This window comes from Symbiobacterium ostreiconchae (assembly GCF_055396975.1).
In genome coordinates, this window is record NZ_AP042454.1 from 200,765 (window position 1) to 223,943 (window position 23,179).

Annotated in this window: 23 protein-coding genes; 14 read left to right on the forward strand and 9 right to left on the reverse strand. The window is 69.2% G+C overall.

The annotated features are described in order from the left end of the window. Positions 1–111 precede the first annotated feature (111 nt). On the forward strand, positions 112–1,290 hold the full coding sequence (locus ACZ5UM_RS00945; protein ID WP_464846309.1) for a DUF4097 family beta strand repeat-containing protein: 1,179 nt from the start codon (positions 112–114) through the stop codon (positions 1,288–1,290). Here ACZ5UM_RS00945 and ACZ5UM_RS00950 read toward each other — a convergent pair. Then, positions 1,287–2,600 (reverse strand): NAD(P)/FAD-dependent oxidoreductase, encoded by a 1,314-nt coding sequence (locus tag ACZ5UM_RS00950; protein WP_464846312.1) that lies wholly within the window; start codon positions 2,598–2,600, stop codon positions 1,287–1,289. The two genes, ACZ5UM_RS00945 and ACZ5UM_RS00950, sit on opposite strands and share 4 nt — an antisense overlap. Positions 2,601–2,916: 316 nt before the next feature. On the opposite strand from ACZ5UM_RS00950, the gene ACZ5UM_RS00955 reads away from it, so the two are divergent. From ACZ5UM_RS00955 to ACZ5UM_RS00975, 5 genes are all read left to right on the forward strand, one after another. Beyond that, positions 2,917–4,473, forward strand: a complete 1,557-nt coding sequence (locus ACZ5UM_RS00955; RefSeq protein WP_464846315.1) for a glutathione ABC transporter substrate-binding protein — start codon at positions 2,917–2,919, stop codon at positions 4,471–4,473. Between the two features lie 5 nt (positions 4,474–4,478). Further along, positions 4,479–5,408, forward strand: a complete 930-nt coding sequence (gene nikB / locus ACZ5UM_RS00960) for a nickel ABC transporter permease (protein ID WP_464846318.1) — start codon at positions 4,479–4,481, stop codon at positions 5,406–5,408. Continuing rightward, a complete protein-coding gene (locus ACZ5UM_RS00965) occupies positions 5,401–6,234 on the forward strand; it encodes an ABC transporter permease (protein ID WP_464846321.1) in 834 nt (277 codons plus the stop codon). The genes nikB and ACZ5UM_RS00965 overlap by 8 nt, the downstream gene beginning before the upstream one ends. 231 nt (positions 6,235–6,465) lie before the next feature. Then, positions 6,466–7,173, forward strand: a complete 708-nt coding sequence (locus ACZ5UM_RS00970) for an SDR family oxidoreductase (RefSeq protein ID WP_464846325.1) — start codon at positions 6,466–6,468, stop codon at positions 7,171–7,173. A gap of 271 nt (positions 7,174–7,444) precedes the next feature. Further along, positions 7,445–8,032: a DNA-3-methyladenine glycosylase I gene (locus tag ACZ5UM_RS00975; protein ID WP_464846328.1), complete on the forward strand. Its 588-nt coding sequence runs from the start codon at positions 7,445–7,447 to the stop codon at positions 8,030–8,032. A 43-nt stretch (positions 8,033–8,075) separates the two neighbouring features. Here ACZ5UM_RS00975 and ACZ5UM_RS00980 read toward each other — a convergent pair whose 3' ends face one another. Then, positions 8,076–8,327 carry a small, acid-soluble spore protein, alpha/beta type gene (locus ACZ5UM_RS00980; protein ID WP_464846331.1) on the reverse strand — a complete coding sequence of 84 codons (252 nt, stop codon included), beginning with the start codon at positions 8,325–8,327 and terminating at the stop codon, positions 8,076–8,078. A 144-nt stretch (positions 8,328–8,471) separates the two neighbouring features. Between ACZ5UM_RS00980 and ACZ5UM_RS00985 the strand changes: the two genes are divergently transcribed. Further along, the gene (locus ACZ5UM_RS00985; RefSeq protein ID WP_464846334.1) at positions 8,472–9,398 is read left to right on the forward strand and encodes an arginase; all 927 of its coding nucleotides are present in this window, start codon (positions 8,472–8,474) and stop codon (positions 9,396–9,398) included. Between the two features lie 87 nt (positions 9,399–9,485). On the opposite strand, the gene ACZ5UM_RS00990 is transcribed toward ACZ5UM_RS00985, so the two are convergent. Beyond that, on the reverse strand, positions 9,486–10,643 hold the full coding sequence (locus ACZ5UM_RS00990) for a CapA family protein (RefSeq protein WP_464846336.1): 1,158 nt from the start codon (positions 10,641–10,643) through the stop codon (positions 9,486–9,488). Between the two features lie 268 nt (positions 10,644–10,911). On the opposite strand from ACZ5UM_RS00990, the gene ACZ5UM_RS00995 reads away from it, so the two are divergent. After that, positions 10,912–11,313, forward strand: a complete 402-nt coding sequence (locus ACZ5UM_RS00995) for a GIY-YIG nuclease family protein (protein ID WP_464846337.1) — start codon at positions 10,912–10,914, stop codon at positions 11,311–11,313. Positions 11,314–11,376: 63 nt separating this feature from the next. Here ACZ5UM_RS00995 and ACZ5UM_RS01000 read toward each other — a convergent pair whose 3' ends face one another. The 3 genes from ACZ5UM_RS01000 to ACZ5UM_RS01010 are packed head-to-tail and all read right to left on the reverse strand — an operon-like array spanning position 11,377 to position 14,504. Beyond that, positions 11,377–12,366, reverse strand: coding sequence for an ABC transporter ATP-binding protein (locus ACZ5UM_RS01000; RefSeq protein WP_464846339.1), 990 nt, complete (start codon positions 12,364–12,366; stop codon positions 11,377–11,379). A gap of 43 nt (positions 12,367–12,409) precedes the next feature. Continuing rightward, positions 12,410–13,723: a YgjP-like metallopeptidase domain-containing protein gene (locus ACZ5UM_RS01005; protein ID WP_464846341.1), complete on the reverse strand. Its 1,314-nt coding sequence runs from the start codon at positions 13,721–13,723 to the stop codon at positions 12,410–12,412. Between the two features lie 25 nt (positions 13,724–13,748). Next, positions 13,749–14,504 (reverse strand): peptidylprolyl isomerase, encoded by a 756-nt coding sequence (locus tag ACZ5UM_RS01010; protein WP_464846343.1) that lies wholly within the window; start codon positions 14,502–14,504, stop codon positions 13,749–13,751. 107 nt (positions 14,505–14,611) lie between these two features. On the opposite strand from ACZ5UM_RS01010, the gene gluQRS reads away from it, so the two are divergent. Then, positions 14,612–15,580, forward strand: coding sequence for a tRNA glutamyl-Q(34) synthetase GluQRS (gene gluQRS / locus ACZ5UM_RS01015; protein WP_464846345.1), 969 nt, complete (start codon positions 14,612–14,614; stop codon positions 15,578–15,580). Positions 15,581–15,592: 12 nt separating this feature from the next. On the opposite strand, the gene ACZ5UM_RS01020 is transcribed toward gluQRS, so the two are convergent. Then, on the reverse strand, positions 15,593–15,838 hold the full coding sequence (locus tag ACZ5UM_RS01020) for a hypothetical protein (protein ID WP_464846347.1): 246 nt from the start codon (positions 15,836–15,838) through the stop codon (positions 15,593–15,595). 169 nt (positions 15,839–16,007) lie between these two features. Here ACZ5UM_RS01020 and ACZ5UM_RS01025 point away from each other — a divergent pair, with 169 nt between their 5' ends. From ACZ5UM_RS01025 to ACZ5UM_RS01035, 3 genes are all read left to right on the forward strand, one after another. Then, positions 16,008–17,522, forward strand: a complete 1,515-nt coding sequence (locus ACZ5UM_RS01025) for a DEAD/DEAH box helicase (protein ID WP_464846351.1) — start codon at positions 16,008–16,010, stop codon at positions 17,520–17,522. Positions 17,523–17,658: 136 nt separating this feature from the next. Further along, the gene (locus ACZ5UM_RS01030; RefSeq protein ID WP_464846353.1) at positions 17,659–18,612 is read left to right on the forward strand and encodes a GntR family transcriptional regulator; all 954 of its coding nucleotides are present in this window, start codon (positions 17,659–17,661) and stop codon (positions 18,610–18,612) included. Between the two features lie 105 nt (positions 18,613–18,717). Then, a complete protein-coding gene (locus ACZ5UM_RS01035) occupies positions 18,718–18,924 on the forward strand; it encodes a hypothetical protein (RefSeq protein WP_464846356.1) in 207 nt (68 codons plus the stop codon). 88 nt (positions 18,925–19,012) lie between these two features. Here the strand turns inward: ACZ5UM_RS01035 and ACZ5UM_RS01040 are convergent, their stop codons facing one another. Next, on the reverse strand, positions 19,013–20,095 hold the full coding sequence (locus ACZ5UM_RS01040) for a M42 family metallopeptidase (protein WP_464846357.1): 1,083 nt from the start codon (positions 20,093–20,095) through the stop codon (positions 19,013–19,015). A 195-nt stretch (positions 20,096–20,290) separates the two neighbouring features. Between ACZ5UM_RS01040 and ACZ5UM_RS01045 the strand changes: the two genes are divergently transcribed. Both ACZ5UM_RS01045 and ACZ5UM_RS01050 read left to right on the forward strand, forming a co-directional pair. Further along, positions 20,291–21,184: a LysR family transcriptional regulator gene (locus ACZ5UM_RS01045; protein ID WP_464846359.1), complete on the forward strand. Its 894-nt coding sequence runs from the start codon at positions 20,291–20,293 to the stop codon at positions 21,182–21,184. A gap of 223 nt (positions 21,185–21,407) precedes the next feature. After that, positions 21,408–22,004: a sigma-70 family RNA polymerase sigma factor gene (locus ACZ5UM_RS01050; protein ID WP_464846360.1), complete on the forward strand. Its 597-nt coding sequence runs from the start codon at positions 21,408–21,410 to the stop codon at positions 22,002–22,004. A gap of 353 nt (positions 22,005–22,357) precedes the next feature. On the opposite strand, the gene ACZ5UM_RS01055 is transcribed toward ACZ5UM_RS01050, so the two are convergent. Continuing rightward, positions 22,358–23,008 carry a hypothetical protein gene (locus ACZ5UM_RS01055; protein ID WP_464846364.1) on the reverse strand — a complete coding sequence of 217 codons (651 nt, stop codon included), beginning with the start codon at positions 23,006–23,008 and terminating at the stop codon, positions 22,358–22,360. Positions 23,009–23,179: the final 171 nt, after the last annotated feature.

The following is a 23,179-nucleotide window of genomic DNA, read 5'->3' on the forward strand; positions in this document are numbered from 1 at the left end:
ACGGGCGGCGCTCAGCCGCCGTGCACGCGCGGTGAAGGAATCCCCCTGCGGGCGGCGTCCAACCTGGTGAAAGGTCACGGACGGAGACGCCCGCGAAGGAGGATTCCCTGCATGAACGCAAACGCGCGCCGAGTCGGACGGGTCACGGTCGCCGTCGGATTCGTGGCCACCGGCTCCGCCTTGCTGCTGGATAATGTACTCGGCACCGGACCCCGCTTCACGACGCTGCTCCTCAGGCTGTGGCCGGTGCTCCTCATCGGCTTCGGACTGGAGTTTCTGATCGCCGGACTGCTGAACCAGGCCGGCGAGGCCCGGCCGATGCGGTTCGAGGTGGGCGGCGCCCTGCTGCTCGCCGGCGCCCTCGCCCTGGCGTCGGTGGTCAGGGCCTTCACCGGCTTCGGCTTCACCGAGTCCCCGCCGCCCCCGGTCACCAACTCCCAGACCGTGACCCGGTCCGTGCCTGTGGGGCAGGCCCGCAGGGTCCTGGTCGAGGTCGACGTGGGGCGGGTGATCCTGACCGCCCACGAGGCCGAGGAGGTGCGGGTCGAGGCCGAGTACGGGTTCCTCGGCGTCGTGCCGCCCCACTGGTCCGGGCTCGAGGAGGAGTTCAGCCTGACCGTGGTGGAAGGGCACACGGTCCGCATCACCGCCCGGGCGCCGAAGGACGCCTCGCCGATCGCCATCGGTGCGGGCACGCTGCAGGCGGTCTACCGCATTTACGCCCCCGAGGGACTGACCGTGAAGGTCGTGTCGAACGTGGGCGCCATCCACGTGGAGCACTACGACGGCGACCTGGACCTGAACGCCAACGCCGGCGGCATCACCGTGGAGGACAGCGCCGGCTCACTGAAGGCCCTGGCCAACTCGGGCGGCGTGCAGATCGCCCGGTTCACCGGCGACGTCACGGTCTCCACCAACGCCGGTCCCGTGAAGGCAAGAGGCGTGAACGGCGAGCTCACAATCCGCAGCGGAACCGCCGTCATCAACGTGGAAGACCACGTGGGCCCCGGTCTCACCGCCGAGACCCGCACCGGCTCCATCCACGCCCGGCTGGAGAACCCCCCGGAGGGACCCGTCACCCTGCGAACGGGGACCGGCTCCATCAACCTGTCGCTGCCCGAGGCATCCGACGCGACCATCTCCGCCACCACCCGATCGGGCTCGATCAGCGGCCTGGGCGCCGGCGACGGTTCGGGCCCGTCGCGCTCGGCCACCCGCACGCTGGGCGCGGGCACCCACCTGGTCCGTCTCGAGGCCAACACGGGGTCGATCCGCGTCGACACCCGCTAGCGCTCGTGCCAGCGGTCCTGCAGCCGCATGCCGGCGAGGATGGCGCCGGCCACGGCGAAGCGCAGCGGCTCAGGCGGCGCCGGCAGGGCCCGGCGGTCGACGAAGAAGACATCGGTCAGATCGGTCTGCTGCTCCAGGGCCAGGTCGGCCAGCGTCGCCCCGTTCAGGTTGGCGAGCGAGACCCCGTGGCCCATGCAGCCCACGCTGTAGAACATGTTGGGGCCGATGCGGCCGATCAGCGGCGCCAGGTCCAGGGTGGCCGAGATCGGCCCGCCCCAGTGGTGGGTGAAGCGGATCCCCGCGAGCGCCGGGAAGATCCGCTTCACGGCTTCCTGGAGGCGGCGCTGCATGGCCGGGTTCCGGTCGCGGTCGTCTGCGCTGCCCCAGTAATAGAGGGCGTCGTCGCCGCCCATCAGGAGCCGGTTGTCGCGGGTAAGGCGGAAGTAGTGGATGAGGTTCCGGCCGTCCTCGATGCCCTGCCGCTCCCGCCACCCGATGGACGAGAGCTGCTCCGGGGAGAGGGGCTCGGTCAGCACGATGTACGTGTGGATGGGAAGCTGGCGGCTGCGCAGGGGCCGGAACCGGGCCGAGTAGGCGTTGGTGGCGAAGATCACCTTCTCGGCGGTCACGGTGCCGCCGGGGGTGCGGACGCGGACACGGCGACCGGGCACCACCTCCACCACCGGCGAGCGCTCACAGATCTCCGCCCCGGCCTGCTCCGCGGCGCGGGCCAGCCCCCGCACCAGCCTGGCCGGGTTGAGCAGCGCGCAGTGCCGGTCCAGCCTGCCGCCCAGGAAGAGCGGCGAGTCGACCAGGGCCCGCACGTCGTCGGCCTCGAGCCACGCCGTCTCGTGGAGCCCCGCCTTCCGGGCCAGTTCCATCTCCCGGAGCAGCCGCCGGCGCTGCGCCGGATTGGTCGCCACCGTCAGGAGTCCGTTCTCCTCGTAGTCGCAGTCGATCTGGTGCTCGGCTACCCGGCGCCGCACCAGGTCCACCGCCCGCATCATATATGCGTCGGCCTCCCTGAGCCGCGCCGCCCCGAACCGCCACAGGGTCACCTCCGGCGACAGGCCGAAAAGCGTCATGCTGAAGCCCGCATTGCGCCCGCTGGCGCCAAATCCCACGACCGCGGCCTCCAGCACCAGCACCCGCAGCCCGGGTGCTTTTTCCTTCAGGTGCAGCGCAGCGGACACCCCAGTAAAGCCCCCGCCGACGATGCAGACGTCCGCCGTACGGTCGCCCGCCAGGGGCGGACGCTCCTGGTACGGGCCGGCCGTCTCCAGCCAGAAGCTCTTCTCCCTGTCGCTCACGGCCCCGCCCCCAGTGTCGAACTAGTGTGACTACATTATACAACGCGACAACGCGGTGGCAGCACGCGAGTTCGCGCACAGAACGCGGGGCGGCCCGAAGAAGATCCGGGCGCCGCGGGAAGCATTGGAGGGAAGCCATGCTCTTGCGGCCGGGGAGGGCGAAAATCGACACGCCAACACGACCGGTCAGGTATGGAAAATCTCCGGACCGTAAGGCATAATAGGCCGAGTGGAGGCGACATTTCCGATTGACCGAATTGGAAAACCCGGAATGTTCTGCCCTCTCGACTCTAGAACACAAGCGAGGTGCCATCCCATGAAACCGAGAGTGCTTGCGCTCGTGCTGGCTCTCGCCCTGGCGGTGCTCTCCGCCTGCGGCGGCGGCGCCAACAACCAGAACCAGACCCCGAGTCCGCAGAACGGCGGGCAGGCCGGCGCGCCGGAGCAGGTGATCACCATCGCCCACAGCGGCGACCCGACGACCCTGGATCCCCACAAGAGCTTCAACGGGCTGGTCTTCACCGTGACCAACCAGCTCTACGAGACGCTGCTCTACCGCGCCGCGGACGGCACGCTGCAGCCGCGCCTGGCCACCGAGTGGACCCCCGTCGACGAGACCACCTGGGAGTTCAAGCTCCGGGAGGGCGTGAAGTTCAGCGACGGCACGCCGCTGAACGCCGAGGCGGTGAAGTTCAGCCTGGAGCGGCTGGCCGACCCGGAGACCAAGGGCCCCGGGGCGTTCATCGTGGGCATGATCGAGGAGATCACCGCCGTCGATGAGCACACGGTGCACATCCGCACCAGCACCCCCTTCACCCCGCTGCTGGCCCACCTCTCCCACCCCGTGACCGCCATCGTGAGCCCGACGGCAGCCACGGCCGGCGACCTCTCCAAGGAGCCGGCCGGCACCGGCCCCTTCCTGCTGGAGGACTGGAAGGCCGGTGACTCCGTCACCCTGAAGGCCAACCCCGACTACTGGGGCGGCAAGCCCAAGCTGGAGCGGGTGATCCTGCGGGTGATCCCCGAGGCCGGGACCCAGCTCACCGAGCTGAAGGCGGGCACCGTCGACCTGATCAGCGGCGTGCAGCCCGAGCGGTTCGACGAGATCGACGGCGATCCGCAGCTTTCGGCCGCCAAGTTCCTGGGCTGGGGCTCCATGTTCCTGGGGTTCAACATGAAGAGCGGCCCCCTCGCCCAGCCTGAGGTGCGCCAGGCCATCGCCATGGCCATCGACCGGCAGGGCATCGTGGACACCCTCCGGCAGGGCATGGCGCAGTTTGGCAACTCGCTGGTGCCGCCCACCGTCTTCGGCTCGGTCCCGGACCTGGCCGGCCCCGAGTACGACCCCGAGGGGGCGAAGGCGCTGCTGGCGCAGGCGGGCGTGACCACCCCGCTGAAGCTGACCCTCAACACCTACGAGGGCAGCGAGACCCAGCAGATCGCCCAGGCCATCCAGGCGCAGCTCAGCCAGATCGGCATCGACGTGGAGGTGATCGTCACCGACTACGGCGCCTTCTCGGAGGCCATCGCCAGGGATGACCACGGGCTCTGGCTCTCCTCCTGGGGCACGGTGACCATGGACGCCGACTACACCCTCTGGGCCCTGCTCCACTCCGGGCAGCACGGCGCCGACAACAAGGCGTTCTACGCCAACCCGCAGGTGGATGCGTGGCTGACGGAGGCCCGGCGGACCACGGACGACGGCCAGCGGCAGGCGCTGTACCGGCAGATTCAGGAGCAGGTGATGGCGGACCTGCCGTACCTGAACCTGTACTACCCGCTCTCCTCCTACGCCAAGAACGACCGGCTGCAGGGCGAGGTCTATCCCTTCGCCGCGATCAACCTCGATCTGCGCAAGGCCGAGGTGAAGTAGCGCCCATGGTGCGCTACGCCGCGCGCCGGCTCCTGCTGATGCTGCCCGTCCTGTTCGGGGTGACCCTGCTGGTCTTCCTGCTCTTCTACCTCACCCCTGGCGACCCGGTCCGGGCGATCCTCGGCCAGGAGGCTCAGGGGCTGTCGGTGGAGGACATCGAACGGCTGCGGCACCAGCTGGGGCTCGACCGCCCCTGGTATGAGCAGTATCTGGACTTCCTCGGCGAGGCGGTGCAGGGCAACCTGGGCCGCACCTTCCGGGGCGACCGGCCGGTGGCCGGCGAGATCGCGGCCCGTTTCCCCACCACGCTGCGGCTCACGGTGATCTCCCTCACCGTGGCCGCGCTGGTGGGGGTTCCGCTGGGCGTCATCGGGGCGGTCCGGCGGAACCGGTGGGCCGACCACCTGGTGATGCTGCTCGCGCTGCTCGGCGTCAGCATGCCCACCTTCTGGGTGGGCATCATGCTGATGCAGCTCTTCGCCCTGGAGCTGCGCATCCTGCCCCCCTCCGGCACCGGCACCTGGCGGCACATGGTGCTCCCGGCTGCGACGGTGGCCCTGGCCTCCATCGCCTTCATCGCCCGCATGACCCGCTCCTCGCTCATCGAGGCGCTGCGGGAGGACTACGTCCGCACCGCCCGGGCGAAAGGGGTCGCCGAGCGCACTGTGGTGTTCCGGCACGCCCTGCGCAACGCCTTCATCCCGGTGCTGACCACCCTGGGCCTGGAGTTCGGCAGCCTGCTGGGCGGGGCCGTGGTGGTGGAGTCGGTCTTCAGCCTGCCGGGGATCGGCCGGCTGACGGTGGACGCCATCAAGGGGCGGGACCTGCCGCTGATCCAGGGGACCATCCTGTTCGTCGCGGTGGTCTTCAGTCTGGTCAACCTGGTCGTCGATCTGGGCTACGCGGGGCTGGACCCGCGGATCCGCTATGACTAACTGGCGGCGCTTCGCGCGCAACCGGCTGGCCGTGGCCGGGCTGGTGGTCTTCTGCCTGCTCGTGCTCTCGGCCCTGTTGGCTCCGTATCTGGCCCCCCACGACCCGAACCTGCAGGACTGGAAGATCCGGCTGCAGCCGCCCTCGGCCGCGCACCCCTTCGGCACCGATGAGTTCGGCCGCGACCTGCTCTCCCGCGCGCTTTACGGCGGCCGGGTCAGCCTGGTGGCGGGCATCGTGCCGGTGCTGATCGGCGCCAGCGCCGGCACCCTGATCGGCCTGGTGGCCGGATACATGGGCGGCTGGTGGGATCAGGCGCTCATGCGGCTGCTGGACGTGTTGCTGGCCTTCCCCATGATCTTCCTGGCCCTGGCCATCGTGGGCACGCTGGGGCCCGGCCTGCTCAACGCCATGCTCGCCGTCGCGGTGGTCTCGCTGCCGGGCTACGCCCGGCTGGTGCGGGGGCAGGTGCTGGCGCTCCGGGAGCGGGACTTCGTGGTGGCCGCGCAGGCGGCCGGCGCGACCCACGGCCGCGTCCTGCTGCGCCACCTGCTGCCCAACATCCTCAGCCCGCTGCTGGTGCAGGCGACGCTCTCGGTGGGCTCGGCGATCCTCACCACCGCCTCCCTCTCGTTCCTGGGCCTCGGCACCCAGCCGCCCACGTCCGACTGGGGCGAGATGCTCGCCTCGGGCCGGCAGTACCTGCCGGAGGCCTGGTGGCTGGCGGTCTTCCCCGGCCTGTTCGTCATGCTGGCCGTGCTCTCGGTGAACCTGGTGGGCGACGGGCTGCGGGACTACTTCGATCCGAAAACGAAGAATGAACGCTGATCAGACAGGGCACCCCCGGTACGGGCGGGGGTGCCTGTTTCTCGGCCTGCAACCCGGGCAGAAACGCCGACGTCATACCTTCCGGGCCGCTCCTACCCGACCGGCAGACCACGCATCCCGGGGTACGCCGGGGCAGGGGCCGAGGGCGCGGAAGGCCGCGGCGGCGAAGGGGCCGGAGGCAGACCCCGGACGGACCCCCGGCCGGAACACAGGACGAAAGGAAGAGAAAGCATGGAGCAGACGTTTGCAGGCAGAGTGGTCGCCGTGACCGGCGCCGCCCGGGGCATCGGGCGGGCGATCGCCCGGGCGTTTGCCGCCCGGGGCGCCCGGGTGCTCGGCGCCGACGTGGATCCCCTGCCGGTGGAGGGGGTCGAGATGTACCGCTGCGACGTCTCGGATGAAGGGGACGTCCGGCGCTTCCTGGAGCAGGTGGGCCCGGTGCTGCACGTGCTGGTGAACAACGCCGGCATCTCGGAGTTCGGCGACCTGGAGTCGACCCCGGTGGCCCACTTCGACCGGGTGATCGCGGTCAACCTGCGGGGAACCTACCTCATGTCCCGGTTCGCCGCGCCCCTGCTCCGGGCCGCTGGCCAGGCGGCGATCATCAACATCGCCTCCACCCGGGCGCTCATGTCCGAGCCCAACACCGAAGCGTACTCGGCCAGCAAGGGCGGGATACTGGCCCTCACCCACGCGCTGGCCATGACGCTGGGGCCCGCAGTGCGGGTGAACGCCATTCTGCCCGGATGGATCGACGTGGTCGGCGAGCCGCTCCGGCCCGAGGACCACGCCCAGCATCCGGCGGGACGGGTGGGGCGGCCCGAGGACATCGCCGCGGCTGCCGTGTTCCTGGCCGATCCGGCCCAATCCGGCTTCATCACCGGCCAGCAGCTGGTCGTGGACGGGGGCATGACGCGCAAGATGATCTACGTGGAGTGACGCGGGGAGTTGGGCATCGCGGTGTCGCCTGTAGCGGCACGCGCCGAGAGCCCACCCGAACAGGGGGGCGCCGGGTCGGGAGCGCAGCGTCGCCGTGCACCGAAAGGGAACAAGGATTCTCCGGGAGCGAGCAGGAGTTCGCCGCGGAGCGGCGAATATCTCCAGCGACACCATAAAATGGGCGGCTTCCGCCTTCCGGAGGCCGCCCGGGCTGCCACTTTGAATCGATGCGCGTGCCCGTCACCCATGCTATGAAGGGGGCGTGTTCCCGATGACCAGGCACCGGTGCAGCTGGGCCACCACCCCGCTTCTGCTCGCCTACCACGACACCGAGTGGGGCGTGCCCGTCCGTGACGACCGGACCCTGTTCGAGTTCCTGGTGCTGGAGGCCGCACAGGCCGGCCTGAGCTGGTCCACCATCCTGCAGCGGCGTGAGGGCTATCGCCGCGCCTTTGCCGATTTCGACCCGGAACGGGTGGCCCGCTTCGGCCCGCCGGACGTCGCGGCCCTGCTGGAAGACACGTCGATCATCCGGAACCGGCGCAAGATCGAGGCGGCGATTCAGAACGCCCGGGCGTACCTGAACGTGCAGGCCGAATTCGGCTCGTTCGCCGGGTACGTCTGGCGTTTCGTCGACGGCGAACCCCGCGTCAACCACTGGCGGTCGCCCGCCCAGGTGCCGTCCAGCAGCCCGGAGTCGGTGGCGATGAGCCGCGACATGCGCCGGCGCGGCTTCACGTTCGTGGGGCCGACCATCTGCTACGCCTACATGCAGGCCGTCGGGATGGTGAACGACCACCTGGTGGACTGCTTCCGGCATGCGGAACTGGCCGGTGCAGGTGCGGTCCTCAGCCGGTGAGGCCACAAGAAGCCCCCGACGCCAGTCGCCGGGGTGCAGCTTCCTAGGATTTGGCTGTAGGGATCAGGGTACCCTTCGGACCGATGGCCAGCTGGAGTTCCTTCAGCCGCCGGTTCAGAATCCCGCCGACCCTCCCGGACTCCGCGGCGGTCAGCTCGGCCCAGCCGGCCCGGGCGATCTTCTCGCCCAGTCCCAGCTCCTGAGCGATCTCCAGCTTCAGCTTGTCCAGCGGCGTCAGCTCCTTCGGTTTCTTCTGCCGCGCTTTGCCCTGCGTCGCCTTGGCTTTCTTCTGCATGTCGTTCCCTCCCGCCCCTAGCTTGACCGCAGACGCCAATTCATAAACGAACGAGAAGGAATCTCAGCCGACGAACCCGAATATGCACAAGTGCATATACCGCATTGCATAGACTCTTGCCAACATTGGGGGCAGATGGACGCGATGACCATACACCTTCTCGGCTTCCCAACCACTTTGGGGCTGCCGCGCGACAGCCAGCGACATGCGCCGGAGGCCCTCCGGGCGTCGGGGCTGGTGTCCTTCCTGAGCCAGCTGGGGAGCCAGGTGGTCGACCACGGGGACATGGCGCTGCCGCCCGGGCTCCGGTCGGATCCCGTGCCCGTGCGCATCGAAAAAGTGGTGGAGGCCGCCCGCCGCCAGCAGAAGCACTGGCAGCAGGTGGCCCGTCCCGGCGACCTCATGCTGACCGTCGGGGGTGATCACTCCACGTCGCTGGGGACCATCATGGCGCTGGCCGCGATGGGTTACGACTTCGACGTGGTGTGGATCGACGCACACGGCGACTTCAACACCGCCGCCACGTCGCCTTCCGGCAACCCGCACGGGATGGTCCTCTCCCTGGCCGCCGGCCTCCTGCCGGAGGCGCTCCCGCGCATCATCCCGCCGGATCGTCTCCGCCTCTGGGGCATACGCGACCTGGATCCCGGTGAGCAGCGGCTGCTCCGCGAGGCGAAGGTCGAGGTGCTCTCGCCGGCGGAGGTCCGCACCCGGCGCGCGCAGCTGATCGCGAGCCTGCGGCCCAACGTGTTCGTCTCCTTCGACATCGACTCGGTGGATCCCGCGGAAGCCCCCGGCACCATGACCCCCGTGCCCGGCGGGTTCAGCCAGCAGGAGGCCGTCGCGCTGGTGGCCGACATCGTCCGGGGGCGCAACCTGCTGGCCCTGGACCTGGTGGAGTTCCACCCCGACCGCGATGCGGGCGGCTTGACCGAACGGCTCGCCCACGCGGTGCTGCGGGCGGCCCTGGGCGAGTGGAGCCGTCCGGTCTCGAAGCGCCCGGGCAGCTCCTCCGCCGGCAGACCGGCGGTGAACAGCACCTCCTCCGCCTGGGCTTCCCGCACCAGCTAAGTGTACGCCTCCTGAACGCACCCAGAAAGACCGACGGGCTGCAGCCGCCACCGGGCGACTGCAGCCCCTCCCTTTCTTCCCACAGGCTCATGGATAGCAGAGATAGCCGTCCTCCGGCGCCCCGTCGCTGCAGGGGGAAGGCACGCCCTCCAGCCACTGCGGGAAGCCCCGGTCGTCTGTCCGGGCCACCCGGGTCTCCCAGCGTCTGATGCCGTCCGGCCCCACCGTCACGGTCAGGACCCAGCTGGTGCGCGCAGGCTCGTCCAGATCGGGGCCGACGTCGACGAAGTCGTCGAAGACGAAGTTGCCGAGGCTGTAGGCGATCAGCCGGTCCTTGTAGATCTCCACCGGCTGCGTGACGTGGGGGTGCGTGCCCACCACCAGGTCGGCGCCGTTGTCGATGGCCACCCGCGCGATCTCCGCCTGGTCCTCTGCGTGCCAGAACATGTAGTCGTAACCCCAGTGCGGGTACACCACCACCACATCCGCCTGCGCCCTTGCCACCCGCACGTCGGCGGCCAGCTGGTCCAGCTCGATCCACGCCAGCCCCGGCGTGTCGGGCCCGGCCTCATAGCTTCGCAGCTCCACGTTGTTGTAGCCGAGGATGGCGATCTTCAGGCCGTTGCGCTCCAGGATCAGCGGCTGATGGGCCTCAGCGAGGTTCATGCCGCCGCCGAAGTAGTGCACGCCGCCCTCCTTCAGGAGCTGCAGCTGCTCGGCGAAGGCCTCCTTCCCGTAGTCGCCGGAGTGGTTGTTGGCCACCGACACGGCATCGATGTACCGGGCCAGCACCGGGACCACCCGGGGGTGGCACCGGAAGTTAAACCACTTGGGAACCGGCTCGCCCACCGTCGCCACGACGCACTCCAGGTTGCCGATGGTGAGGTCGGCGCGGGTCAGGACGTCCGCCACGCCGGCGAACGGGTCCTCCCCCCGGGCCAGGTGCTCGCCGGGGAGGCGGGTCAGCATGATGTCGCCGACGAAGGTGATGGTCACCTCGGGCGGCTCCCCGGGGGTGCCGCCGGCCGTCCCGTCAGGCTCCGTCCCCGGCGCACCGCCGGGCGGGTGCCCGGGTTCGTCTCCGGGATCCTCCGCCGGACCGCCGGCGTCCCCGCCGCCCGGCGCCCCAGCTTCGCCCGCCGGCGACGGACCGGCGCCCGGATCCGTGCCGGTGGGCCCCGCGGACAGTGCGGTACAGCCGACCAGGGCGGCGATCAGCAGGGGGATGAACAGAAAGCGCTTCACCGTCACGACTCCTTATCTTAAATATACAAATACTATACGTACAACACATCGCGCTCTGCCCTGATTCGGCAGACGCACCCCGGCTTCCTGCCGCCAAACGCTGCCAGAGTCCGGCGCCCCGCCGGCGCGTGCCGGCATCGTCCGCCCGACCCGGGGGATCCGCGGCTGGTTTTCGGCGCTGGACGGCATGGCGCCAATGTGCTACGATAGTTCACCGATAGTACATCACATTGCTGCACTTTAGTACTGACCGAAAGGGGAGCGACCCGTGGCTTGGATGACGATCCTGGGCCTTGACTGGAAGGGCGGCCGGTTCGCCCACCCGCTCGACATTGTGGACGTGCCGCAGAAGCCGGGCGTGTTCAAGCTGCACGCCCGCCGCGAAAGCGGGGAGTGGGAGGTCTTCTACGTGGGCCAGGCGCAGAACCTGTACAACACCCTGCTGGCCTACCTGGGCACCATCGTGGAAGGCGACGCGCAGGCCGCGGGCATCAGCGCGTGTGCCAAGGCCCGGGTGGAAACGGACGAGGTGGCGTACTCCTACGCCGTGGTGACGGATGAGACCGAGCGGCAGGGGTGCCTCCGCAGCCTGTACGAGTACTACCGGCCTGCCTGCAACTCCCCGGAGCAGGTTCCCGCCGTCGACAACATCGGGTGCAATCCGTACTAGAGGCGCGAGATGACAGAGGGCCGCCGGCAGACGTGCTGCCGGCGGCCCCTCTTCCTTTGCCCGCTAGATCCCTTCCTGGTAGATGCGGGCGATGATGCCCTCGATGTCCGGCTCCTCCACGGTCAGGTCCCGGATCGCGAAGCGGCGCAACACCCGGGCGATCAGGTCGCTGGCCGAAAGCTCGTCGCGGTTGAACCGAAGCCAGATGCGGCTGCCATCCCGGCGCACCAGCTCGGCCCCCTCCACCGCCACGGCGTCAACGGCGCCGTTGGGCTCCAGGTCCACCACCAGGGTGCGGTGCTTGCCGAAGCGGGCCTTGATCTGTGCGATCGGCCCGTCGTAGATGACCCGGCCGTGGTCGATGAGGATCATGCGCTCGCAGAGTTTCTCGATGTCCTGCATGTCGTGGGTGGTCAGGATGACGGTGACCCCCCGCTCCCGGTTGATGGCCCGGATGAACTCCCGGATCCGCTCCTTGGCGACGACGTCCAGGCCGATGGTCGGCTCGTCCAGGTAGACGATCTCCGGGTCGTGCAGCAGCGCCGCGGCCAGGTCCGCGCGCATGCGCTGCCCCAGCGAGAGCTGGCGCACGGGGGTGTTCAGGAACTCATCCAGCCCCAGCAGGTCCCTGAACAGGTCCATGTTCTGCCGGTACCGCTCCCGGGGCACCTTATAGATGTGCTGCAGCAGCTGAAACGACTCGATGGTCGGCAGGTCCCACCAGAGCTGGGTCCGCTGGCCGAAGACCACCCCGATCTGCCGGGCGTTCTCCGCCCGCCTCAGGTACGGGACGAGCCCCCGCACCCGCACTTCGCCGGCGGTCGGCACCAGGATGCCGGTCAGCATCTTGATCGTCGTCGACTTGCCCGCGCCGTTGGGGCCGATGTAGCCCACCAGCTCGCCCCGCCCGATCGTGAAGGAGACATCGTCGACCGCCACACGGGTGTCGAACTCCCGGGAGAAAAGCGTCCGCAGCGCGGCGAACGGTCCCTCCTTGCGCCTGGCCACTTTGAACTCCTTGCGCAGCCCCCTGACCTCGATCACTGTGCCCACGTTCAATACCCCTCCACGGTGGTTACGATACGGGTTTCAATGTTCAAGGTTCAGCTGCCGATCCCGAAGCGCGCAGGTACTCCTCGTAGCGCCGCAGCAGCCGGCGCCGCTCCCGCCAGTCCGGACAGGCCCGCTCCACCAGCGCCCAGAACCGGGGGCTGTGGTTCGGCTCCCCCAGGTGGGCGATCTCGTGGATGAGCACGTACTCCAGCAGTTCGTGGGGGCCGCCCCGGAGCCGGTGGCTGATCTGGATGTTGCGGGTGCGGGTGCTGCAGGAGCCCCAGCGGGACGTCTGCCGGCGGAAGCGCACCTGGCCCATGGGAAAGCCGTAGTGCCGCTCGTTGATCTCCCGGGCCCAGCGGGCCAGCGCCGCGTCGTCCGTCACCGGGGATGGGGTCAGACCCCGCGTGGGATCCGCGCCGCTCTGGCGGAGCCGGCGCGCCCGCGCCAGGCGGGGCAGCAGCCGCCGGGTCAGCTCCTCGATATGGCGGGCCTGCTCCGCCCGGGAGAGCCGGCTGGAGATGTAGAGCACGATCTCGCCGTCCCGGATGGTGCCCGAGGAGTGTTTCTTGTCCTTGAAGACGATCCGCACCGGTTCCCCCTGCGCCGGGACGTCCACCCGTCCGCAGAGGTCCGCCAGGGGGCATTCGCCGCAGTGCGGCTCCCGTTTCAGGCAGAGCCGGCTCCCCAGGGTATCGATCAGCGCGTGAAACTCGCCCCGCAGGCCCGCATCGGCCGGGGTGTAGGCGTGGAAAAACGCCTGCATGTCGTGGTACCGGACGTCTGGGGCAAAGACCCCCAGGCGGGAGAAGATGCGCCGGGTGTAGGCGTCCATGGCCATTACCGGATGGCCGGCGGCATAGCAGAGGATGCAGTCCGCCGTCTCGGGACCGATGCCGCTGAGGCTCAGCAGCTCCGGCCGCAGGTCCGCCAGGGGCCGGCCCAGCATCGCCGCCAGATCGCCCCCGTACCGATCCGTCACGTAGGCGGCAAAGCCCTTCAGCCGCCGCGCCTTCTGCCGGAAGTACGCGGCCGGCCGGATCAGCCGCTCCACCTCCGCCACCGGCGCCGCGGCCATTGCCGCCACGTCCAGCAGTCCGGCCCCGGCCAGGGCCTGCACCGCCTTCGCCGCGTTGCTCCAGGCCACGTTCTGCACCAGGATGGCGCCGGCGATCATCTCAAAGGGCTCCGCTCTGGCGGGGGAAGGCGCCAGGGCGGAGGGCCACCAGTGGCGGGGCCCGAAAGCCCCGAGCAGCCGCCGGTAGACCTCGGCCAGCCACGCGCGCCAGCCCTCCGGGGGCTCCGGCCGCACCGGCACCCGGCCCGCCGCGCCCACGGGCATCCGTTTCTCCGTCACAGGTGATTCCGCCCTCCGTCAGGGCCTACTCCTCGATAATCGTGACCTTCTTGATGACGGGCGGATCCTCGGGCGTGGACGGCACCGGGTCGACCGGGTTGCCCCGCCGCACCGGCACCGATTCCAGCTGGGTGAGCACGTCATCCCCCTCGATCAGCTGGCCGAAGATCACGTAGTCCGGCTGGCGGTCAAGGCCGCCGCAGTCCTCCCCGGTACAGATGAAGAACTGGCTGCCGGCCGAGTTCGGCAGGGCGGTGCGGGCCATGGCGAGGGTGCCCCGCTTGTAGGGCCGGGTGACGGGGTACTCGTCCGGAATCGTGTACCCGGGCCCGCCCGTGCCGGTCCCCGTCGGGTCGCCGCCCTGGATCATGAAGTCCTTGATGATGCGGTGGAAGGTCACGCCGTCGTAGAAGCCCTCGCGGGCCAGGAAGACGAAGTTGTTGACCGTCTGCGGCACTTCCTCGGCGAAGAGCTCAAAGGTCAGGGTGCCGAGGCTGGTCTCCATCGTGGCGGTGTACCGTCTGGCAGGATCGATGCTCATCTCGGGGGGGCTGTCCCACTGCTTGTATCCGCCCGTCCCGGCGTCACCCGAGCCGCCCTGACCCGGGTCGCCCTGGCCTACACCGCCCTGACCCGCATCTGGACTCCCGGCGCCGTCCTGCTGCCCCGCGGACTGCCCGTTCTTATAGACGTTCTGCGGACCGCCTGCCCCGCCGCATCCGGCCAGCATGGCCAGGAGGAGGAGCGAGGCGGCGGCCGCCTTCCACCCGCTGGTGTGCATCGGTCGTTCCCTCCATATGGTCCGTGTGCTCCCGAACAGCATAACCTGTCCCCGCCGGGAAGGGCAAGCCGGTGCGCCGCGCAGAATAGATAGTCCGGTGATCGAACATGGTCTGCGGCCGCTTTGCCCCCACCCCGTCGGGGGCGCTTCATCTGGGCAACGCCCGCACCGCCCTTCTGGCCTGGCTGCACGCGCGCCGGGAAGGCGGGCGGTTTCTCCTGCGCATCGAAGACATCGACCGGGCCCGCTCCCGCCCCCACCTGGCCGAGCAGGCCATCGAAGACCTGCGCTGGCTGGGGCTCGACTGGGACGAGGGTCCCGGCGTCGGCGGTCCCCATGGGCCGTACTACCAGTCGGAGCGGGAGGCGCTTTACCGGGAGGCGCTGGCCCGGCTTCAGGCCTCGGGCTGCCTCTACCCCTGCTACTGCAGCCGGGCGCAGCTCATGGCCATCGCCTCCGCCCCGCACGGCCTCGCCTCGGAGGGGCCGGCCTACCCCGGCACCTGCCGCCGCCTGACGCCTGAGCAGCGGCGCGAACGGGAAGCCGGCGGCAAGACGCCGTCCCTCCGCTTCGCCCTCCCGGACGAGGCGATCACCTTCACCGACCTGGTGGCCGGACCGCAGCGCTTTCCGCCCGGCGCCGGCGGCGACTTCGTGGTGCTCCGGGCCGACGGGGTCATCGGCTACCAGCTGGCCGTGGTGGTGGACGATGCCCTGATGGGCGTGACCCACGTGCTGCGGGGCGGCGACCTGCTGGACTCGACCCCGCGGCAGATCCTGCTCTACCGCGCGCTGGGCTGGCCGGTGCCCCGGTTCGGCCACCTGCCGCTGCTCCTGGGACCCGACGGCGCCCGGCTGGCCAAGCGGCACGGCGCGGTGACCCTGGCCGGCATCCGGGCCGCCGGCACACGCCCGGAGGCGGTGGTGGGCCACCTGGCGTACCTGAGCGGCCTCATCGACCGGCCTGAACCCGTCCGGCCGCAGGAACTGGTCGCCGGCTTCGACCTGGCCCGGGTCCCCCGTGAGCCGGTGCGCCTGCCGGCGGAGACGCTCGCGGCCCTGAACGGCGGGGGGTAGCGCGGCCCACGGCTACCCCTGGTCCGGCCGCCAGCCCGGAAGAAAGACCCAGCGGAACTCCTTGGCCCGGGTCCTTTTCGTCATCTTCGACATGCAGTTCTCGCAGGCCGTGGCCGCCGTGCGGTAGCCGGGCATCCGCTCCTTCGACTGGATGATCAGCACCGGCTGACCGCACCAGGAGCAGGCGTTCTCTTCGTATGTGTAATGCTCGAAATCGGGCTCCACGCCGAACTTGCGGATATCCGCAGCGTCCATCATCCGGCTCACACCTCCGCAGCACCTTTGCATCGTACAGGACGTTCTTGCCCCGGTCGGCCGGACCCGCCCGGACCGCGCGCCCCCGTCGTCCAGAACATCCCTGTTATGTTGACCACACCGCCGCGCAGACTATCGCGGAACAGATTGAGCGATGGGGGGAGTCTGTGCTGTGAGTCTGTCTACGGTGACCCACAGCCTCGGGCTGCCGCCGGCTCCCAGTATTTTTGCCGACCAAGGGTGGGGCGCACAGGGCCCGGACGCACCCCTCCAGTTTTTTGACCTGCCGGCGCTGCCGGAGGGTGCGGTGCCCGATCCGGACGCGCTCTGGGCTCCGCCCGGCGAGGAACTCTATGACTATCAGGTGGACGGCGCCCGGTTTCTGATGGAGCACCCCGTGGCCCTGCTGGGCGACGAGATGGGTCTGGGCAAGTCGATCCAGGCCATCGCGGCCCTGCGGGTGCTCATCCGCCGGGGCGAGGTGACCCGGGCGCTGGTTCTCTGCCCGAAGACGCTGATCTTCGACTGGTACTACAAACTGCGCCGCTGGGCCCCGGATCTGCGCACGGTCCCGGTGGAGGGCCCCCGCCGGCGGCGGTGGTGGTACTGGCGCTGCCAGGTACACGTGCATCTCGCCGGGTACGAGACCTGGCGGGAGGACCTCAGGACGGGCCTGGCCGCCCCCGACGCCTACGATCTGATCATCCTGGATGAAATCCAGCGCATCAAGAACCCCGGAACGGCCACCCACCGGGCTGTGGCCAGGGTGGACGCCCGGTGGCGCTGGGGGCTCTCGGGCACGCCGCTGGAAAACCGGCTGGAGGAGCTGCTGGCCGTCTTCGCCTACCTGAAGCCGGGACTGCTCCCCGACCGGAAGGGCTGCCCCATGGAGGAGATTCACCGGCGGATCGCGCCCTACGTGCTCCGGCGCCGCAAGGCGGACGTGCTCAGCCACCTGCCGCCCAAGGAGCACCGCACCGTCTGGCTGGATCTCACCCCGGCCCAGCGCATGGCCTACGAGGCCGCCGAACGCGCGGGGGTGATCGCCATCCGGCAGGCTGGCCGCGCCGCCGCGCCCATGATCGCGCTCGCGCTGCTGAACAATCTGAAGCAGATCTGCAACCTGGATCCCGCCACCGGGTCGTCGTGCAAGATGGCGTTCCTGGAGCAGGAACTGGCCCCGCTGATCGAGCGCGGGGAGAAGGCCCTGATCTTCTCCCAGTACCCCAAGGTGGCCCTGGAGCCGCTCCTTCCCCGCCTGGAGCGCTTCGGGACGGTCCTGTTCGACGGCTCGCTGAGTGACTGGACCCGGCAGCTCGTCGTGCACCACTTCCAGCACAGGGACGTGCCCCGCGTCCTGGCCATGTCGCTGAAGGCAGGGGGCGTGGGCATCACCCTGACCCGGGCCAACCACGTCTTCCACCTGGACTCCTGGTGGAACCCGGCGGTGGCCCAGCAGGCGGAGGATCGCGCCCACCGCATCGGCCAGCGGCGGCCCGTCTACGTCACCACCCTGCTCACCCGCGGCACGGTGGAGGAGCGCATCGCCGAGCTGGTGGAGCAGAAGCGGGAGCTGTTCCACCAGGTCATGGATCCGCTGACCGAGATGAACGAGGCGCAGGAGCAGCAGTACGTCCTGCAGCGTCTCACCGGGGAAGAAATTCTCTCGCTCTTCGGCCTGCACTGAGAGGGTCCGGAGCCGTCCTGCGGCTCCGGACGTCCTGTTTCCCGCCTCCTTCACGCCTCTCCGCCCGAAGGGTTCCTGCCCGGTCGGGTCGTAATAATGCCCCGATACGGCCCAGAAGGCGAGAGGAGGTGCACGCGTGCAGGCTTTCCGGCTGGACCGGGAGAGCTGCGTGCCCATCAAAGAACAGCTGCAGGCCCAGATCCGGTACCAGATCGCCGCCGGTCTCCTCCACCCGGGGGATCAGCTCCCGTCGCTCAGGGATCTGGCCGCCGGGCTGGCCATCAACGTCAACACCGTGGCCCGGGCGGTGGACGAGCTGATCCGGGCAGGTTACCTGACGTCCCATCAGGGCAAGGGGATCTTCGTGGCCGACGACCCCCCGGGACAGACGCCGGGAGCCGCGCTGCGCTCCCTCCTGGCGGGCGTGCTGGCCACCGCCGACGAGTGGGGGATGGATCCCGAGGAGCTGGCACTGGGTCTGCTCGCGCAGGCGCGCCTGGCCCGGGGGCCGCGGCCCGCCCCGAACCGGGTCGTCCTCGTGGGTACCGCCCGGGCCGACCTGCGGCGGCTGCAGCGCCAGCTGGAGTCGCTGCTTCCCACCGCCCGGGTGGCGCCGACGCTGCCGGAAGAGCTGGACCAGATCCCGCCTGCCACCCCCATCGTGACCACCCTCTTCCACGCGGCGGCCCTGCAAGAGCGTCAGCCGGTCGTCCTCGCCGGAGCCGAAGCCCGTGCTGCGCTGAAGCAGCTGGAGCGCCTCCCCGCCGGCGCCTGCGTCGCGGTGGCGGCGGCGGACCGGGTGCAGGCGGCGCGCGTGCAGCAGAGCCTGGAGCAGGGGGGCCTGCGCCATCTGCACTTCCGCCCGGTCACGGACGCGGAGGGGCTCGCGGCCGTCCTGCCCGAGGCCGCGTGCCTGCTGGCGGCGCCCAGCGGGTTCCAGCTGGCCGACGGCGCACGGGCGGCCAGGCCGGACATCCCCTGCATCCGGGAGCCGCTCGCGGCGCCGGCGGAGGCCGTGGACACCCTGCGTGCGCGGCTCGGCAGCCCCTCCAGGCCGGCCCGTGTGGCCGTGCGCTCGTCCTGGGTCTAGCCGCAGTTCACCGCCTGCGTCGGGCATTTCGCCGCGCAGCGTACTACACCCGCGCCGGCCGCGGTATGATAGGCACATAGCGACAGCCGGTGGAGGTGATCGCAGGTGAGCCAGACGGCGAGCCAGGGGACGATGCACGACGTCTACCTGGACATCCTGGAGCGGACGGAGGATCCGGTGGCCCTGCGCGTGGCCATCGTCTGCTCCGATCAGTTTCCAGAGGCGCTGAAGGAGAGAGCGCGGATGGCCCCGTCTCTGGAGGCCCTCCGGACGCTGCTGGCCGAGCACCGCCGCCGGTCGGTTCCCGTCTGAGCGTAACGCCGTGAGCCGGGCGAGGGGAGACCCCGCCCGGCTCACTCGTCCGTGCCAGTCCTGCGCTGGCGGCCGCTCCCGGCGGTCGCTAGCTCAGGTTGTTCTTCAGCCGCGCCACCGTCTCGGCGTCCAGCTTCTTGATGACCGCGGCCAGCAGCCTGGCGGCGTTCTCCATGTCGTCCCGGTGGATGAGGCCTGCATGGCTGTGGATGTACCGGGTCGCAAAGCCGACCACCAGCGAAGGCACGCCCCGGCCCTGGATGTGGATGCGGCCGGCATCGGTGCCGCCGCCGGCCATCGCCTGGAACTGGATGGGGATCTCCAGCTCCTCCGCGGTGTCGATCACCAGGTCCCGCAGGCCCCGGTGCGGCACCATGGAGGCGTCGTAGACCATGATGAGCGGGCCCTCGCCCATCTTGCCCTCAACCTGCCCGTCGCCGCCGGGGACGTCCGTGGCCAGGCCGACGTCCAGGGCAAACGCGATGTCAGGCTCGATGGTGTTGGCCATGGTGGCCGCGCCGCGCAGGCCGACCTCCTCCTGCACCGTGCCCACCGCGTAGACCTCGTTGGGATGGTCCTGGTCCTTCAGCTCCTCCAGCACCATGATCGCGACGGCGCAGCCGGCCCGGTTGTCCCACGCCTTGTTCATGAGGATCTTCGGATTCGGCATGACGTGGAAGTCGCAGTGCGGCACAATCGGGTCACCCGGCCGCACGCCCCATTCCCGGGCCTCGTCCCGCGAGCTGGCGCCGATGTCGATGAACATATCCTTGATCTGGACGACCTTGTTCCGCTCTTCCTGGGTGAGGATGTGCGGCGGCTTCGAACCGACCACGCCCATCAGCTCGCCCTTGCGGGTCAGCACCTTGACCCGCTGGGCCAGCAGCACCTGGCTCCACCACCCGCCCACGGGCTGGAACTTCAGGAAACCCTTGTCGGTGATCTGGGTGACCATCCAGCCGACCTCATCCAGGTGGCCGGCCAGCATGATGCGGGGGCCGCCCGCCCGTCCCTTCTTGATCCCGGCGATGGAACCCAGATTGTCGCTGATGATCTCGTCGCAGAGCGGCTCCAGGTACTTGCGCATCACCTGCCGCACGGGCTCCTCGAAACCGGGAATCCCGTTGGCGCAGGTGAGTTCCTCATACATTTTCAGCCGTTGATCCGCCAATGTGGGCCACCCTCTCCCCTCGTGGTAGAGTTGACGAAGCTTGTGGTTAATTCCACCACCCGCCGGAAATCCCCTGCCGATTCCCTAGTCGTAATGCGACTTTAGTCTATTGCCCTCCCTCTTCACCCCGTCTAATCTGATCATAAGCGGAGCTTTTGGCCTACCGCAGCAGGACGCCGAAAGGAGGGCGCCACCATGCTGTTGTCATACCTCCGCGTGTACTGCGACATTATTGAGACCCGCAGCTTCTCCAAGGCGGCCGCCCGGAATTTTATCTCCCAGCCCGCCGTCAGTCAGCAGGTCAAGGCCATGGAGGAGCACTTCCAGCAGCGGCTGATCGAGCGGTCACCCCAGGGCATCTACCCGACGGAGGCCGGACGGGTGTTTTACGAGGCCGCCCGCGACATCGTGGAACGCTACCAGGCCCTGGAGCAGCAGATGGCCAACCTGAGCAAGTCCGTCTCCGGAACCATCCGGGTGGCCACGGTGTACACGGTCGGCCTGCACGACCTGCCGCCGTATATCAAGAAGTTCATCCAGGCCTACCCCCAGGCCCGGGTGCACCTGGAGTACAGCCGCACGAACAAGATCTACGAGGCCGTGCGGCAGAACCAGGTGGATATCGGCATCGTCGCCTACCCCCAGGAGGGGCGGCACCTGGGCGTCATCCCCCTGCCGTCGGATGAGCTGGTGGTCATCGTCAGCCCCAGCCACCCGCTGGCCCAGGCCGGCAAGGCGGTCGCCCTGCAGCAGCTTCACCGCATGCCTTTCATCGCCTTCGACCCCGACATTCCCACCCGAAAGGCCACCGACCGGGTGCTCCACGACCACGGCGTGGATGTGGAGGTGATCCACGAGTTCGACAACGTCGAGACGATCAAGCGGTCGGTGGAAGCCGAGCTGGGCGTCTCGATCATCCCCCGGCGCTGCGCCCGGTGGGAGGTCAAGTCCGGATCTCTCGTCGCGCTGCCCATCGCGGACATGCGCATCGAGCGTCCGGTCGGCGTGATCTACAAGCGCGGCAAGAACTTTAGCAAGACCCTGCAGAAGTTCATCGCCATCCTGACCGGACGGGACGAAGAGGATTAATCCGAAATATACGGCGTTGGCGACAGCGGTGCCGCCCCCGGGGCGGCACCGCTGCGGTCATGTTTATGTACACGCCTGCGAACTTTTATACGGCGACAAGGGAAAAAACCGACGGGCAACCCGTAACCTTCGACGTCGAATCTCGTTAGTAAGGGCGATAGACAATAGCCCCCCACCGCAGGGCGCGAGGCTCGGGACGTGATGACGGGAGGGACGCACTGGAATGGCAGTGTTGACGGATGAGCAATTAGTGGAACGGGCACAGGAAGGCGATCGCCGCGCGCTGGGCGAGTTGATCAGCCGTTACGAGCAGCGTACCTATAATCTGGCATACCGGTTAATGGGAAATTATGCCGACGCGTGCGACGCGGCCCAGGAGGCGCTGGTCCGTGTCTGCGTGCGGCTGCACAATTTCCGGGGCGATTCCCAGTTCTCCACCTGGCTCTACCGGGTGGTGACCAACACCTGCCTGGATGAACTGCGCCGCAGAGGGCGGTCTCGCTGCGCGTCGCTGGACGAGGCCCTGCCGCTGGATGAGGGCTCGGTGCCGCGCCAGGCCGCGGATGACGCCGACGGCCCCGTGGAGTACGCGGAGCGGCACGAGATCCAGGCCGCCGTGCATCGGGCCATCGGTCGCCTTCCCTACGATTACCGGGTCGTCGTGATCCTGCGCGATCTCCACGACCTGAGCTATCAGGAGATCGCCGCCGTACTGGGAACCACGCTGGGCACGATTAAGTCCCGGCTGCACCGGGCCCGGCAGGCGCTGCGCTGCATTATTGAGGACACCGAGGGCAAGCGGCTCGACATTGCGGGTTAAACGAAACTTTTGTTCGTACGATTCTTTCGGAAAAGTAACCCCCCGTTCGCTGTTCGCGGGCGAATACGTGTGGTAGACTGAAAGTGCAAGGGGCGCAGGGGATGGCGCAAGAGTCCGAAGCCCGCTGATTCGAGATCTCCGGATCCGAGAATCGCGACCCGGCCCGGTATGTGGAACCCGTTGTTCCGAAATCCTCTGTCGCTCCTTTGGGGTGCCCGGGTGTGATGTGAGGTAGGGACAAGAGTGGCGAACCGGGCACCGCAACCCCCTGAAGGGTAACCTTCAGGGGGTTGTTCGCGCGTGCACGGATTGGGGAGCGGTGACACGAACAGGCGTGCAGGGACTGCAGCCCGTTACTCAAAGGTCCCGGGCTGCTCGTAACGCTCCACCCTGTAGCTGTCGCCCTCGTAGTTCTCGGGCATCCAGCCATGCCCCTGAATCGTGCTCGCTGCATCTGGCTCGGCTGCATCTGGCTCGGCTGTACGCGGCTCGGCTGCGTGCGGCCCTGCTGCGTCCAACTCGGCTGCGTTCTGCGCGGCCGCCCCGCCGCCCGCCTCCATCTCCCCAGCTATGGCCTGCCTCGCCAGGTCGCCGTCTGAGTCGATCTGCCCAGCTACGGCCTGCCTCGCCACGTCGCCGTCCGAGTTGATCTGCCCAACTACGGCCTGCCCGGCCACGTCGCCGTCGGACCCGATCTGCCCCTGTGCGGCCTCGGCGGTCAGGTCGCTGTCCAGGTCGCTGCCTGCCCCGAGCGGTCCCGGCGCAGCCTGCCCGGTCAGGGTGGCGTCCCCCGTGCCATCGGCAGTGAACAGCGGCTCAACCGTGCCCGTCGCATGCGCGCCGACTTGGTAATCCCCGAGCATGGCCACGTCGCCGGCGTCAGGCTGATCTTCCTCCGGGCGGTCTGCGTCCAGCGGCAGTATGGTTTCATTCTCGCCGGTACGGGGCACGAACAGGAACCAGGCGATGCCGAGCACAGCGAGAAAGAGCAAGAACCAAATCATCCTGACTTCCCCCCTGTCCCGCATAGTCTGCCCCGCACCGGAAAAAACCTTTCGGCGGGGTACACCCTCCCTCGCCGACCTCTCCGCGCTGTTCGCACTCCGTGTGGGCCGACACGCCGCAGACCACTTCCACCGGGACCAGCCCGGCCCATCTACGGCATCACGCGCCCG

Bases quoted from the DNA above. Each gene is read 5' to 3' on its own strand.
- ACZ5UM_RS01020 (WP_464846347.1), bottom strand. From the start codon at position 15,838: ATGATGGACGCTGCGGATATCCGCAAGTTCGGCGTGGAGCCCGATTTC.
- ACZ5UM_RS00965 (WP_464846321.1), top strand. From the start codon at position 5,401: ATGACTAACTGGCGGCGCTTCGCGCGCAACCGGCTGGCCGTGGCCGGG.
- ACZ5UM_RS00975 (WP_464846328.1), top strand. From the start codon at position 7,445: ATGACCAGGCACCGGTGCAGCTGGGCCACCACCCCGCTTCTGCTCGCC.
- ACZ5UM_RS00945 (WP_464846309.1), top strand. From the start codon at position 112: ATGAACGCAAACGCGCGCCGAGTCGGACGGGTCACGGTCGCCGTCGGA.
- gluQRS (WP_464846345.1), top strand. From the start codon at position 14,612: ATGGTCTGCGGCCGCTTTGCCCCCACCCCGTCGGGGGCGCTTCATCTG.
- ACZ5UM_RS00980 (WP_464846331.1), bottom strand. From the start codon at position 8,327: ATGCAGAAGAAAGCCAAGGCGACGCAGGGCAAAGCGCGGCAGAAGAAA.
- nikB (WP_464846318.1), top strand. From the start codon at position 4,479: ATGGTGCGCTACGCCGCGCGCCGGCTCCTGCTGATGCTGCCCGTCCTG.
- ACZ5UM_RS01055 (WP_464846364.1), bottom strand. From the start codon at position 23,008: ATGATTTGGTTCTTGCTCTTTCTCGCTGTGCTCGGCATCGCCTGGTTC.
- ACZ5UM_RS00970 (WP_464846325.1), top strand. From the start codon at position 6,466: ATGGAGCAGACGTTTGCAGGCAGAGTGGTCGCCGTGACCGGCGCCGCC.
- ACZ5UM_RS00955 (WP_464846315.1), top strand. From the start codon at position 2,917: ATGAAACCGAGAGTGCTTGCGCTCGTGCTGGCTCTCGCCCTGGCGGTG.
- ACZ5UM_RS01050 (WP_464846360.1), top strand. From the start codon at position 21,408: ATGGCAGTGTTGACGGATGAGCAATTAGTGGAACGGGCACAGGAAGGC.
- ACZ5UM_RS01010 (WP_464846343.1), bottom strand. From the start codon at position 14,504: ATGCACACCAGCGGGTGGAAGGCGGCCGCCGCCTCGCTCCTCCTCCTG.
- ACZ5UM_RS01045 (WP_464846359.1), top strand. From the start codon at position 20,291: ATGCTGTTGTCATACCTCCGCGTGTACTGCGACATTATTGAGACCCGC.
- ACZ5UM_RS00985 (WP_464846334.1), top strand. From the start codon at position 8,472: ATGACCATACACCTTCTCGGCTTCCCAACCACTTTGGGGCTGCCGCGC.